11 protein-coding genes are annotated in these 14,140 nt (G+C 52.2%); 10 read left to right on the forward strand and 1 reads right to left on the reverse strand.

Annotated features, from left to right (window positions below; genetic code table 11):
* Positions 1 to 241: 241 nt before the first annotated feature.
* Positions 242 to 1,120, forward strand: coding sequence for a putative RNA methyltransferase (locus tag M1D70_RS06005; protein ID WP_456289421.1), 879 nt, complete (start codon positions 242 to 244; stop codon positions 1,118 to 1,120).
* Positions 1,121 to 1,230: 110 nt separating this feature from the next.
* Complete coding sequence (locus tag M1D70_RS06010; RefSeq protein WP_009594967.1) at positions 1,231 to 1,656, forward strand: VOC family protein; 426 nt, start codon at positions 1,231 to 1,233, stop codon at positions 1,654 to 1,656.
* An 81-nt stretch (positions 1,657 to 1,737) separates the two neighbouring features.
* On the opposite strand, the gene M1D70_RS06015 is transcribed toward M1D70_RS06010, so the two are convergent.
* A complete protein-coding gene (locus M1D70_RS06015) occupies positions 1,738 to 2,787 on the reverse strand; it encodes an S-layer homology domain-containing protein (protein ID WP_009594975.1) in 1,050 nt (349 codons plus the stop codon).
* A gap of 380 nt (positions 2,788 to 3,167) precedes the next feature.
* On the opposite strand from M1D70_RS06015, the gene M1D70_RS06020 reads away from it, so the two are divergent.
* The 8 genes from M1D70_RS06020 (at position 3,168) to M1D70_RS06055 (ending at position 14,128) form a co-directional block, all read left to right on the forward strand.
* The gene (locus M1D70_RS06020; protein ID WP_036671081.1) at positions 3,168 to 4,082 is read left to right on the forward strand and encodes a hypothetical protein; all 915 of its coding nucleotides are present in this window, start codon (positions 3,168 to 3,170) and stop codon (positions 4,080 to 4,082) included.
* A gap of 222 nt (positions 4,083 to 4,304) precedes the next feature.
* Complete coding sequence (locus M1D70_RS06025) at positions 4,305 to 5,348, forward strand: LacI family DNA-binding transcriptional regulator (RefSeq protein WP_009589697.1); 1,044 nt, start codon at positions 4,305 to 4,307, stop codon at positions 5,346 to 5,348.
* A 419-nt stretch (positions 5,349 to 5,767) separates the two neighbouring features.
* Positions 5,768 to 7,135, forward strand: coding sequence for an ABC transporter substrate-binding protein (locus M1D70_RS06030; RefSeq protein ID WP_009589716.1), 1,368 nt, complete (start codon positions 5,768 to 5,770; stop codon positions 7,133 to 7,135).
* A gap of 60 nt (positions 7,136 to 7,195) precedes the next feature.
* Positions 7,196 to 10,153 carry an extracellular solute-binding protein gene (locus M1D70_RS06035; protein ID WP_456289422.1) on the forward strand — a complete coding sequence of 986 codons (2,958 nt, stop codon included), beginning with the start codon at positions 7,196 to 7,198 and terminating at the stop codon, positions 10,151 to 10,153.
* 12 nt (positions 10,154 to 10,165) lie between these two features.
* The gene (locus tag M1D70_RS06040) at positions 10,166 to 11,134 is read left to right on the forward strand and encodes a carbohydrate ABC transporter permease (protein WP_009589702.1); all 969 of its coding nucleotides are present in this window, start codon (positions 10,166 to 10,168) and stop codon (positions 11,132 to 11,134) included.
* A gap of 4 nt (positions 11,135 to 11,138) precedes the next feature.
* Positions 11,139 to 12,050: a carbohydrate ABC transporter permease gene (locus tag M1D70_RS06045; protein ID WP_009589726.1), complete on the forward strand. Its 912-nt coding sequence runs from the start codon at positions 11,139 to 11,141 to the stop codon at positions 12,048 to 12,050.
* 13 nt (positions 12,051 to 12,063) lie between these two features.
* Positions 12,064 to 13,527, forward strand: a complete 1,464-nt coding sequence (locus M1D70_RS06050) for a hypothetical protein (RefSeq protein WP_009589732.1) — start codon at positions 12,064 to 12,066, stop codon at positions 13,525 to 13,527.
* Entirely contained in the window at positions 13,508 to 14,128 is a 621-nt protein-coding gene (locus M1D70_RS06055) for a Yip1 family protein (RefSeq protein WP_009589762.1), read from the forward strand. The genes M1D70_RS06050 and M1D70_RS06055 overlap by 20 nt, the downstream gene beginning before the upstream one ends.
* Positions 14,129 to 14,140 lie beyond the last annotated feature (12 nt).

Here is a 14,140-nt window from a genome sequence, read left to right on the forward strand (position 1 = left end):
CGGAGGTTTACATTCTGTGCTCGCGTGTTAGAATTGAATTAGGGCATTTATCTTGCCTAAATTGATGTCAGGAGCGTGTTTTTTCATGATCCATTTCATTCGTTTACGCTAATGTTAGGTACAGATCCAAGTAGGCTCGGCCCTTTTTTTTGACAACTGCGGCTTGAGTTTATTTATCTGTGCCTTTTTCATTGCGTTCAATCGAATGAAAGGGTGATTTGCTGTGTCCAACAACGAAAAATTGTTAAAAAAAGCACAAAAACTTTCGATACACGAGAAGATGTTTCAATGCCCGATCTGCGGCGGTGCCATGAAGGTAGAACGAATGGCCAGCCTGGAATGCGAGAACAGGCATTGCTATGATATATCCAGACAGGGATACGTAAACCTGCTGAACCATTCATCCAAAACCAAATATGATAAGGCTTTGTTTGAGGCCCGAAACACGATCAGCGGCAGCGGCTTCTTCGGCCCCATGGTAGAAGCGGTAACGAATCGCCTGATCCAGGAGCTGAAGACCCGGGAATCCGTGAAGCCTGTAAAGCTGCTTGATGCAGGCTGCGGGGAGGGCTCCCATCTATCCGCCATCGGACATAAGCTTCGGGAGCACCCTTTGGTGCCGGATGTTCTCGGCGTGGGCGTGGATATTGCCAAAGAGGGCATCGTTATGGCCGCCAAGACATCCCCGGACTCTATATGGTGCGTGGCCGATTTGTCCCGGAGCCCGTTTGCCGACCAACAGTTCGATTACATCCTGAACATCCTGTCCCCGTCCAATTATTCGGAGTTCAGGCGGCTGCTTGCGAGTGGCGGGACCTTGGTGAAGGTAATCCCGGACCGCCTGTATTTGCAGGAGCTTAGAACCTTGTTCTATACGGGGACAGGCAAGGAGAATTACTCCAATGACAGCACAATAGAGCTATTCAGCCGCCACTTTGAGCAAATCGATGCCGAGCGGGTGCAGTATCGAGTCGTCCTGGATAACGATCAGATGAAACAACTGATTCGCATGACGCCGTTATCCTGGAGCGCTTCGCCCGAGGCCATCGGACAAATGCTGGATGAAGCGATGGAGGTCACGGCAGACTTCAAGATCCTGTATGGATGGAATGAGGAATAACCATAACGGTCCTTCAACCGAAAATGCCTCATATTTTGCTAAAGTGATCCTGTTGGGAGATAATAGGAGTAGCGTGTTGTAAATATAAAAATAAGGTGGTTGACGATCATATGGCACTTCGAATGAATCCATATCTCGTGATGGACGGGAATGCTAAGGAAGCTATTCAGTTCTATGAGAAGGCGCTGGACGCCCAGGTCATCATGGTTCAGACCTTCGGCGAGATGCCGGCGAACCCTGATTTTCCGCTGCCGGAAAGCGCGAGGGATCGCATTTCCCACGCTTTGCTGAAGGTAGGAGAGACGGATTTGATGTTCTCCGATACGTTTCCCGGTCAACCGGTTCAATCCAGCAATCAGGTTCAGATCTGTATCATGACCGATCAGGCCGAACAGGCCAAGCGGATATATGAAGCGCTGCGGGAGGGCGGTCAAGTGGTTATGCCGCTTCAGGAGACGTTCTGGAGCCCGGCATACGGCATCGTGGCTGACAAATACGGCGTGAACTGGAATATCTCCACGGAAGCGAAAGCGTAGAAGCCGATATATAAATGAAAAAGCCCTGACGATTTGCGTCAGGGCTTTTTGTTCGGTTGCAGCGCAGTCGAGTTTCCTGAATTAGGCCCGAGATCCGTCCCACCACTTATAGTAGATATGGACATGCCCGGCGGGGCTTGCCACGAGCGGATCGATAACGAGTGTTTTGCCGCTGACCTTCAGCTCGATCACCTTCTTGTTCTTCTCCGCGGAGTCTATCTTCGCGAGGAAGGCGGAATCGACCTGGAAGCCATACAGCTGGAGGAGTTCGATCAGCATGCCGCGCTGCGTTTTATCGGCGGCATTGGAAAGCGCGATTCCGCTGAATTGCATAATCTGCGGCTCGAATTGAACGGACACGGCGTAATCCGTCTCGCCGGTTTGCTTCGTGCTGGTCATGACGATTTTATTCGATCCGTCGTCATAGATGCGGTAGCCGCTGTACTTCGGAAATACCTTCTGGCGGATCACGAGGTACATCTCGTCCCGGTAAACGTCCCAAGGCGTTGGCAGCTTCGGCAGCATGGCCTCCGCGCTTGGCGCGGTAGGGCGGTCGTACAGGTTCGACATTCCGCGATCGGTCAGGTTTTTGATCAGCTGCAGCACTTCGGCGCGCGTGATGGTGCCGCTGCCTACATAGCCTTCAATCGTATTTTCACCTTTGATTCGGCCCTGCGCGTACTTCTTGCCCAGAACGTATTGAATGGCCTGATTCCCGCCGTAGTTCACGCCGTCGGCGCTGGATATCAGCTCGGCCACATGGGCCCGCGTTATGTATTGGCTGCGCTTGGTTTTGTCAGCGAATCCGTGTACAGGGTAGTTCTTGAAATGCAGAAAATGATAATATTTATCCGACCATAGTTCGGTCAAATAGTTCTCCTGCAGGTCCTTGCCCGTAATGCCGACAACCAGCATGCGGATGAATTCGGCCTCGGTCACATTCTGATTAGGCATGAACATTCCGTTGGCATAGCCGTTGACAATCCCCTTGTCGACGCCCCATTCGATGGTCGTTTTTGCCCAATGGTTATCAATATCCCGAAAAGTAACCCCGGCGAAAGCGCTGCCAGCTCCTACGAACAAAGAGACAGCCAGGAGTATAGGCGCACATAGTGTCCTGAACTTCAACATCTGCAATCCTCCATCTATAATTTGCTAAAATACTACAAAATACATTGTATAGGCCTATTTTTCGGGCGGTCAAGCATCAGAAAGCGGTTCCGAACAAAGATGGGCTGTTGTAACTAGCTAACTAACTATAGCGATACTAAGGGACTACAGGACCAAGGAAGTGCATGAATCTTCCGTTTTTGATGTGGGATATGTGAAAGGAAGGCATGTTTTTTATGAAGTTTCCAGGGAGTGAGACACGCTGTCGTACGAAAATATACGAGAGTCCCTGAAATCGGTTCTAGTCTAAAAGTTAGGGGTTCGGAGTTCCTATTGGAAGATGTCTTGCCATTAGGTAAAATATCGCTTATTTACTATCTACAGAAGAGAGGCGAAAATTGATGAGATTGATGCGAAAATCGTTATTAACCTTATGCAGCCTTTTGCTTGCAGTCTCGGTTTTGGTGCCGCTAACAACGGTTCATGCAGCGGATCAGAAATGGATCAATCAAGTATGGAGCGAGTATAAATCCTATAACAAGAAGACGGTAAATGCGTATAACAATTATCAGAAACAAGTAGATAAGAAATATAAGGCGTTTTATAATGCCAGCCATGCCTCCCTGGACCAGCTGGAGAAAAAAGTGCTGGAGGATCAAAAGCAGTGGGACGAGAAGCTTCGAGCCGATTTGGAGCAGCTGAAGCTGAAGTATGAGGGAAACCGCGATGTAAAGGATAAGCTGACACAATATGAACGGCTCATCAATCCAAGTTATTTAAACGGTCCGATGTGGAAGTATGCGAAAGCCGCAGACCGGGGTTATTTGAACAGTACCCTATGGAGGCTAAGCAAGGAAATGAACGAGGATTATTTGAACAGCTGGATGTGGACATACAAGAAGACGATCACCCCGAGCTATTTGAACAGTTCCGCATGGAAATTCAGCAAAACGGTCAGTGAAAGCTATTTGAACAGCCCGATGTGGAAGCTCCGTAACGGATCCAGTAGTTCGTACCTGAACAGTCCGATGTGGAAGTACAAACAAGGGAAAATCAGCAAAGCAACAGCTAAGAGCCAATACAGCAAGCTGTTAAAGGAACAGACAACCGCGATATCCAAAGGCAATGCTGCAAGAAAATCCGAAATAACGAAAATGGCAAGCGGTACGCAAAAGAAGATAGACGAGCTATATAAGGAAACGGTGGTTATACTTGAGGCACGTCGTGAGGAGGCGTTGAAGAGCATCTCCGACCTGCGGATCGAAATCGCCGGAGAAGGCTTGCAATGGGAAGCGCTGCTCGTGGAGAAACCGTAATTATCTATATTTTTAAGCCTACAAGGGAAGAGCTGCCCCAGATGGTCCGAGGATGACCATAGGGGCAGCTTTTGTTTTTGTAAAAATGAAAACAAGAAAATGCAGGATATTCTTTGACTTTAACGATTATTTCAAATAATATTATGTCAGTAACCTAACAAAAACTAACATAAATAACACAGAAGCTGAACGACAAATTCGCACTTAAGTAGGTTGATAACGATGAAAACGAAAGTGACGATTCAGGAAATCGCCGATTTCACAGGCGTGTCTAAATTCGCGGTATCCCGGGCCTTGTCGGGGAAATCCGGTGTCAGCCCGCAGACCAGGGACATGATCCTGAAGGCCGCCGGACAGCTTGGGTATTTCAAGGATCAGCCAGGCCAAGCGGCAGGAAGAAACCAGCAGCTCCAGGAGCCGGAGAACCGAAAATGGGCGGGGGCGGTACTGGTCCTGTTCCCGAATGTCCGATATCAGAATCGCGAATCGCTCTATTGGGGGCCGGTTTTTGACGGAATATCGACCCGTCTTAATCAGAAAGGGCTCGACATCCTGACGCTGACGGAGCCTTCGAATGACCACATGTTCTCCCTCCTGAATCCCCAGGGCATTCTCGGGATCGTAACGGTGGGAGCCGTGTCCACGCAAAATTTAATGGATATCAAGAAGCTGAACATACCCGTGGTCATGGTAGACCACATGGACCCCGCGTTCCAATCGGACACGGTGTTCACCGACAATATGCACAGCATGAAACAAATCATGACCAAACTGATCAGCAAAGGATATAAAAAATATCAGTTCATCGGCAACATTGAAGATGCCCAGAGCTTTTACGAGCGCTGGATCGGTTTCTCGTCCGCGCTGGCCGATTACAAAATCGAGCATCGGCAGCTGCCTTCTCTGATCAGCCCAGAGATTGAGAACATACACGAAACGTTAGGAAAGGCTCTTGCCGGAAACGAGCTTCCGGAAGTGTTCGTTTGCGCCAATGATATCACCGCCATGTTTGCCATGGAGGCGCTCGGGAATCAGGGCATCGACGTACCGGGTCACGTACAGGTGACCGGATTCGATAATACGTACGACAGCCTGCCGATTATGGCAACGGTGAACATCGATAAGGAATTGCTGGGGATGCGTGCCGTCGATCAATTGCTCTGGCGGATCGTGAACCCGGATTCCAATTATGAGCGTCTCCTTATTCAAGCCGATGTCATTGTTAGGGAATCGAATAACGCTGCGCGGGATACGGACGAACCATAAGCTGTACATGTAATGTTAAGTTAGCCCCGATGTCTTAAAGACATCGGGGCTTTTTTGTATTCATAACAAACAAATAACAAACATTTGAAATTCATTAAAGTCGGTTAAGATGGGCTAACAGTAATTTTAGTTGATATATAAGGATTTTTAGCGAAAGAAGCTGACATTTGTTGAAGATGAATGTAAACGCTGTCGCTAATTATTTAGGTTGTTTATAAAATAATATTTAGGTTAGTTGTTATTATTATCATAAAATATATTGACGTGATTGCGATCCTGGTGTTATATTTTTTGGCAAACAGGGATAACGGATTGGGGGCGGGGGAAAACAGGATTGCCGGGAATGAAGCATCGACATCATCTTGGGGGTACTTGCATGACGTTAACAGGGCGTTAAACAAATAGGGGAGGTTTTTAGCGTGAGAAAAATGAAAGGGCTTTCTTTATTGCTTATCTGTTTGTTATTTTTGATTACCGCCTGCAGCGGCGGAGGGGCGAAGCAGGCGGAGACGCCGCCGGCGACCCCGGCTCCCAGCACGGAAACCGCGGCAGAGACTCCTAAAGAAGAACCCGCCGAACCTGAAGCAGAACCTGTTGATCTGGGCGGCCGCGTGATTAAGGTAGCCGCTTGGTGGGACCTGAAGCCGGCAGGCACGACGGCCGGAGAGAAGGCACGCCTGGAGAAGATCGCCGAAATCGAGAAGAAATACAATTGCAAAATCGAATTCGTCAACGTCCCCTTTGAGGAGTACATGAATAAATTCACGACAAGCGTGCTGGCAGGCGAGCCCTTCGCCGATATCGTGCAGCTGGAGTACAAGTCGGCATTGCCGGCGATTATGAAGGGACAGATCCTGCCGATCAGCGAATTTACCACGGACAAAAACAACATCAATAACGAAGCGGATCTGCAGACGAAATATCCATCCATTGGCGGAGGGGAATACGGCTTCGATAATCCGACCTCCATCGGGCTCGGACTTCATTACAACCGCGATCTGTTTAAGAAGAACGGTCTTCCGGATCTTCAGGAGCTGTATGCCAAGGGAGAATGGAACTGGGATAAATTCATGGAGCTTGCCAAACAGGCAACCAAAGATACGAATAACGACGGGAAAACGGACGTATGGGGCTTCTCCGGCTGGGCCATTGATGCCGTAAAGCATTTCACCGCCGCTAACGGGGGCAAAATCGTAGACGATTCCAACGGCAAAGAAGGCTTGTCCGATCCGAAGACATTGGAAGCAGCCGAGTTCGTGAACCGCCTCTACAACGTGGAGAAGGTAGTGAAAGTCAAGAGCGGCAACAAAACGAATTGGGAAGAAACCAACACCTTTAAAGACGGCGACGTAGCCATGTTTACGGCGGCGGAATGGATGCTGGGCGACATTACGTTCGAGGTTGGCGTGGTTCCGATTCCTGCCGGCCCGCAGGGATCGGCAGAAACAACGTATGCCAATACCGCCGCGTCCGCGAAGTTCATTGCCAAAGGCGTGAAAGATCCGGCCATCGTCTACCAAATTTACGAAGAGACGTTCGATATACCGCCGACCGAGGAATACCCGGGACAGGATTACCTGGAGAGCATCTATACCAATCAGGAAGACATCGACATGATTCGCGAGCATATTGCCGGGACCGGCGTCATCACGGTCGACGAAGCCTACACGGATTACCCTACGGGCGCTTTCATTGAGGACATTATCGTGAACAATCAATCGGTAACCGCTACGGCCGAGAAATATAAACAACAGGCACAGGCTGCTGTCGATAAAATGGGCAAATAAGATGGACGGGGGCTTAAAGCTTAAAGCCGCGCCCCCTTCTCCTGAACAGGGGGATGAACATTGACACTTCAAACGCAGCTAAAAAAATGGATGACCCGGTTATTGGTTCTTGCGGCAATCTTGGCCGCTTTGACGTTGTTCTTTAATAGAGGGGGAAATGAGTCCGGAGCCGGGGGGGGGCCGGAACACGGCGGGACAGAGCTTACATTGGAACGTCCCGCAACGCTGGTCAATCTCAGCACGCAGCCGGGGAAAAGCATTTCCTATGTCCAATATTTGTCGGATCATGACGGAAAAGGTCGGCCTGATCATGAGATCACGATTCCCGCTGCGGATTACAGCCGTGCCGAGGGCGGGGAATTCCGCAGGCTGGAAGCCTATGAGGGTCATCCCGGAACCTCGTTGTTCACGGGGGAGAAGGGTGAGGTGGAATGGAAGGTTCATGTAGAGGAGGAGGGATTGTACAATCTGTCCCTGCTCTATTATCCGGTGGAAGGAAAGAGTTCCTCCATTGAGCGTTCCATCCGCATCGACGGGGAGGTCCCATTTCAGGAGGCCGCTTATTTGCAATTCGACCGCATATGGGATAACGCCAAGGACGGCATCGATCAGGATAACCAGGGCAATGACCTGAGGCCGAAGCAAATCGAACGTCCCGCTTGGACCACGACGGTGCTGAAGGATGCGGATGGTTACATCACGGAGCCGCTTCTTTTTTACTTTGAGGAGGGGGAGCATACCGTATCTTTAACGGCCGCACGGGAACCGATGGTTATCGGGGAACTCAAGCTGTTCCAGCAGGAGATTCCGCCGACGTATGCCGAGCTGTACCGGCAGTATGAGGCTGAAGGGATTCGAAGAATTGAAGGCACCTTGCTGGCGATTCAAGGAGAAGACGCAGTCGCCAAATCCTCGCCGACCCTGTATCCGCTAAGCGAGCGTTCGAGTCCGAGCGTCAGCCCTTACAGTGCGTCGAAAGTCCGAATCAACACCATCGGCGGCTTTAACTGGCGGCTGCCCGGACAGTGGATCGAATGGGAACTGGACGTCCCGGAGAGCGGACTCTATAAGATAGCGTTCAAATCGCAGCAAAATTTTGTGAGGGGCATATACTCGACGCGAAAGCTGACGATCGACGGGAAGGTTCCGTTTGAAGAAATGAACCACGTCGCTTTCCGCTTCAAGAACGGATATCGCATGGACGTGCTTGGGGGCGATGAACCTTATCTGTTCCGGTTGGAGCAAGGTAAGCATGTGTTACGCCTCGAGGCGAGTCTGGGTGAATTCGCTCCCCTCATTCATGAGGTGGAGGACAGTCTGCTTAACCTGAATGCCATGTACCGCAAAATATTGATGATCACCGGCACGAATCCGGATGAATTCAGGGATTACCGCGTAGAGCAGCGGATACCGGAACTGCTGGAAGCCTTCCGGTACGAAAGCGGCAGACTGAAAGCGGTCGCGGCCAGATTGGTTGAGCTGTCGGGTCAATCCGGCGACCAGGAGGCGCTGCTGAAGACCATGGCGCTTCAGCTGGATGAGATGATCGAGAAGCCGGATACGATTCCGCGCAGGCTGGAGGCCTACAAGACGAATACCGGCGGACTCGGAACATGGCTGCAGCAGGCAAGGGAGCAGCCGCTGGAGATCGATGCCCTCTATGTTGCATCAGCCGATGCCAAGCTGCCGAAGAGCGGAATGGGGGCGGCCGATAAGGTGAAGCATGAGGCGTCGACGTTCTTCAGCTCCTTCTTTATCGATTACAACAATATCGGTAACGTCACGGATGAGAAGAACCAGCGTTCGATCACCGTATGGATCGGCAGCGGCCGTGATCAGGCCAATACCATCAAGGCGATGATCGACGAGACCTTTACGCCGGAAACCGGCATCAACGTGAATCTGAAGCTGGTGAACATGGGGACGCTGCTCCCCGCCACTTTGTCGGGACAGGGACCGGAGGTGGCGATGCAGATCGGCAATGACCTCCCGGTGAACTTTGCCATGCGAAATGCCGCAGCGGACTTGACGCAATTCCCTGACTTCGAATCGGTGGCGGCCAGATTCCGGGACAGCGCCTTGGTGCCATACCGATACCGCAGCGGCGTATATGCGCTGCCGGAGACGCAAACCTTTAACATGATGTTCTACCGGAAGGACGTGCTGGAAGAGCTGGGTCTTGAAGTTCCGAAGACTTGGGACGATGTGGCCAGCCTGCTTGCCGTATTGAACAAAAATCATATGCAATTCAGTCTTCCCGTCGTGGCGCAAGCACCGGATCAGTGGACCACGCTGCCGCCGAATTCAATGTATGCGGCGCTCCTGATGCAATCCGGCGGACAATTCTACCGCAACAACGACCGGGAGTCGGATCTGGATTCCAAGATTGGGCTGGAAGCATTTAAACAGTGGACGGAGTATTACACCGACTACAAGCTGGAGCGGGAATACGATTTTGCGAACCGGTTCCGTACCGGACAGATGCCGATCGGCATTTCCGATTACACCACCTATAACCAGCTGTCGGTATTCGCGCCGGAAATCCGCGGCGTATGGGGGTTCGCCCCCGTTCCGGGAACCGTTCAGGCGGACGGTACGATTAACCGCACCGTACCGAGCGGCGGCAGCGCCGTGCTGATGCTGGACGATGCGAAGGACAAGGATGCGGCCTGGGAATTCTTGAAATGGTGGACCAGCGATGCGACGCAGACGAATTTCGGCCGCGAAATGGAAGGGCTGATGGGCGCGGCGGCCCGCTATCCGACCGCCAACATCAAGGCGCTGGACAGTCTGCCGTGGCCGGTAGCCGACTACGAGAATTTGAAATCCCAATTTGAATGGGTTCAGGGAATACCCGAGGTTCCGGGCGGTTATTCGACGGGCAGGCATTTGTTCAATGCCTTCTATCGTGCGGTCATCAGCGGCATCGAGCCGCGGGAGGCCTTGATGGATTCGGTGCAGTATATTCACGACGAAATCCGAACCAAGCAAGCAGAATTCGGCGAGCTGCAGGAATAGGGGGAGTCCAAATTGCATAATGCCAGCCTTCAGGATCCTGAGGTTACGATGTCAGCCGCAATCCGCCCCGTCAAGCCGCAATCCTGGTGGAGGCGGAAGCTGGCGGAGATGAAGGCCAGCAAGCATTCCTATATTTTGCTTGCGCCTTATATGATCCTGTTCACGCTGTTTACCGTGTTTCCGGTCGTCATTTCGATGATTCTCAGCTTTACGTACTTCAATATGCTGGAGTTTCCGCGGTTTGTCGGCTGGGATAATTATACGCGCCTGTTCCTGGAGGACGATATCTTTCTGGTCGCGCTGAAGAACACGCTGCTCTTTGCAGCCATAACAGGACCCATCAGTTATTTGGCCTGCTTCCTGTTTGCCTGGGTCATCAATGAGCTGGGTCCGCGGCTGCGGGCGTTCATGACCCTGATCTTCTATGCGCCTTCGATCTCGGGAAACATTTACTTCATCTGGCTGATGATCTTCTCGGGTGACCGCTACGGCATAGCGAACGGCATGCTGATTAAGCTGGGCATCATATTGGAGCCGATCCAATGGCTGAAAACCGAAGCGTTCATCATGCCGATTATCATTTTGGTCCAGCTGTGGCTCAGCCTTGGAACCGGCTTCCTGGCCTTCATCGCCGGACTTCAAACCGTGGATAAAACGCTCTACGAAGCGGGTGCCGTGGACGGAGTCCGCAACCGCTGGCAGGAGCTGTGGTTCATAACGCTGCCTTCGATGCGGCCGCAGCTTATGTTCGGCGCGGTCATCCAGCTTACGACATCGTTTGCCGTGGCTGACGTATCGATTGCGCTGGCCGGTTTCCCGAGCGTGAACTATGCGGCGGAAACCATCGTCACGCATCTCATCGATTTCGGCACGACGCGCTTCGAGATGGGGTTTGCGTCGGCGATTGCGACCGTACTGTTCATCCTGATGGTGGGAACCAACCTGATCGTCCAAAAATTGCTGCGCAAGGTAGGTGAGTAGACGCGTGAGGGTTACATACGAACTTCCGAAAAAACGGGACGGACGCCTGCTGAACGTCAGGCTTAAAGCTCGCAGCAAACGGGTAAACCGCTCGTTTATGGGCACCTTCTCCCTGTTTGCGCTGCTGGCGGTGTTCGGCGCTTTCATGGCGCTGCCCCTGGTGTACGCCATCAACAACGCGTTCAAGCCGCTGGACGAAATTTTTCTGTTCCCGCCGACGCTGTTTGTCCGCAATCCCACATGGAATAACTTTTCCGATTTGATCAATCTGCTCGGCCAGTCCTGGGTACCGTTCTCGCGGTATATCTTCAATACGGTTTTCATAACCGGGGTCGGCATTGTCGGTCATGTGATCTTTGCATCCGCCGCGGCTTATCCGCTGGCCAAACACAAGTTTCCGGGCAAGGTATTCCTGTTCCAGGTCGTCGTGCTCTCGCTGATGTTCACGCCGGTCGTTACGGCAACGCCGAATTATATGATCCTGTCTTGGCTGGGGCTCATTGACACCTACTGGGCCGTCATTATACCGGCTTTCGGCTATTCGCTAGGGTTATATCTGATGAAGCAGTTCATGGAACAGATACCGGATGCCCTGCTGGAGGCGGCCAAAATCGACGGAGCGAGCGAATACCGGATCTTCTGGTCCATCGTGATGCCGAACGTGAAGCCGGCGTGGCTCACGCTGATCATATTGCTGTTCCAGATCCTGTGGGGAACCGACGGCAACGGCTTTATTTACAGCGAACAGCTTAAGACCCTGCATTATGCATCCAATCAGATCATTCTGGGCGGTATTTCCCGGGCCGGCGCAGGCGCGGCCGTGGCAGTCATCCTGATGAGCGTGCCGATTGTGCTCTTTCTGTTCTCGCAGAGCCGGATCATCGAGACGATGGCGACCTCCGGGATGAAGGATTAGGGGAGGGGATCAGATGTCAGCGAAAAAATGGTTGCTTACTCTCGCGGCGGCCTCCCTGCTGCTTACCGGCCTGATGCCGGGGAGCGTCTCCGCCAGTGCTCCGTACGAGAGCTATATCTACAATTATTGGGAGGAAACGGTTGCCGTGCCTGCCGCTTATTTGCCGGAACGCGCCGTTACGGGGAAGGAGCTGGGCATTGGGGATTTTTTGGATCCGAGCGATATGCATGTGTCGGAAGCCGGAAACATCTACGTGCTGGACAGCGGCAACAAACGGATCGTCGTCCTGGACGACACGTGGAACGTGATCCGGGTGATTGATTCTTTCATGAACGAAGGGAAAGAGGACGGTTTTGCAAATCCTGCCGGCATCTTCATTGACGGGGATGAGCAAATCTATGTTGCGGATACGGACCATCAACGGGTTGTCGTGTTGACGGCGGAAGGGGCGCTTGTCCGTATCATGGAGCAGCCGGAGTCGGATGTGCTGCCTCAAGGCTTTCAATTCATTCCCCTGAAAGTAGCGGTGGATGAAGCCAAACGGGTATTCGTTGTCGCCCGCGGCGTTTACGAAGGCATTATGCAGTTCGAGGAGGACGGTACCTTTCTCGGCTACGTCGGAACGATTAAGGTAAAGCGCGATTATGGCGATTATTTCTGGAGATTGGTATCGACGAGCGCGCAGAAAGCCCAGATGAAACTGTTCATCCCGACCGAGTTCTCCAATCTGGATATGGACGGCAAGGGGTTCGTTTATGCCACGAATATTGACGTGGGATCCAGGGAACCGATGAAACGCCTCAATCCGTCGGGAGAGGATGTGCTAAAGCGCTTCGGCTACTTTCCGGTTGCGGGAGATATTTATTATCGAAGAACGGTGGGGCCATCCAAGTTCGTTGATATTAAGGTGCTCGGCGACGGGATGTACAGCGCGCTGGACTCTACCCAAGGTCGCGTCTTCACATACGACGAGACCGGCAATCTGCTGTTCGTATACGGCGGCATCGGGAATCAGCTGGGCCTGTTTAAGACGCCGGCGGCGATTGAACGGCTCGGAGACCGTCAGCTTGTGCTGGACCGGGGAAAGGCAAGCATCGTCATGTTCGAGCCGACCGAGTTCGGGGAGCAGGTTAACCTTGCCGTCCGCCATCATTACCGGGGAGAAGACGCGGAGGCGGAGAGGTATTGGGAACGGGTTCTTCAGCTCAATGCGAACTATGACATCGCTTATATCGGCATCGGGAAAGCGAAGCTCATGAAGGGGGAGAACAAGGAAGCCCTTAAGTATTTTGAGCTGGGCATGGACCGCAAGAATTATTCCGTGGCGTATAAACGATATCGCAGGGAGGTCATGAAGGAGCATTTCGGCACCTTTTTATCGGCAGGGACCGGGGGCCTGCTGCTCTACGCGGTCTATCGAACGGTAAGATACCGAAAGCAGAGGAGGGCAGGAAAGCATGAAGCAGGACTATCTTAAATTCCCCCTTCATTTGATCGTTCACCCCTTCGACGGATATTGGGACCTGAAGTACGAAAACCGGGGACGGCTCGGGGTCGCTTATCTCGTATTGGCGCTCGTGGTCATTGCTATGATTCTGCAGCGGCAGTATGCGGGATTTCTGGTCAACTACAATGATCCGCGGACGCTGAGCAGCATCGACGAACTGATATTTATCGTCCTCCCGTTCTTCCTGTGGTGCGTCTCTAACTGGTCGGTCACCACGCTCATGGGCGGTGAAGGGAAGTTTAAGGAGATCGTGATGGCCAGCGCATATGCCCTCATTCCGATGGTTCTGATCTATCCGCCCATGACGCTGGCGAGCCGGTTCATGGTCCAGGAAGAGACCGTGTTCTATTATCTGCTAACGACGGTAGCAGCGATCTGGTTTATCGGGCTGCTCTTTGTCGGCACGATGACGGTCCACCAATACTCGGCCGGCAAAACGGTCGTCACGATGTTTCTGAGCCTGATCGTCATGGGCATTATCGTATTTCTGGGCACGCTCGTCCTGAGCATGCTGCAGCAGATTTACACGTTCGTTGTCAACGTTTACCGAGAGATCATTTTCAGGCAATAAGGAGGCCGTGGG

The sequence above is a fragment of the Paenibacillus sp. AK002 genome, from assembly GCF_053903045.1.

Excerpts from the sequence above, each read along its gene's own strand:
- M1D70_RS06010 (WP_009594967.1), top strand. The coding sequence starts at position 1,231 with ATGGCACTTCGAATGAATCCATATCTCGTGATGGACGGGAATGCTAAG.
- M1D70_RS06015 (WP_009594975.1), bottom strand. The coding sequence starts at position 2,787 with ATGTTGAAGTTCAGGACACTATGTGCGCCTATACTCCTGGCTGTCTCT.
- M1D70_RS06020 (WP_036671081.1), top strand. The coding sequence starts at position 3,168 with ATGAGATTGATGCGAAAATCGTTATTAACCTTATGCAGCCTTTTGCTT.
- M1D70_RS06025 (WP_009589697.1), top strand. The coding sequence starts at position 4,305 with ATGAAAACGAAAGTGACGATTCAGGAAATCGCCGATTTCACAGGCGTG.
- M1D70_RS06050 (WP_009589732.1), top strand. The coding sequence starts at position 12,064 with ATGTCAGCGAAAAAATGGTTGCTTACTCTCGCGGCGGCCTCCCTGCTG.
- M1D70_RS06055 (WP_009589762.1), top strand. The coding sequence starts at position 13,508 with ATGAAGCAGGACTATCTTAAATTCCCCCTTCATTTGATCGTTCACCCC.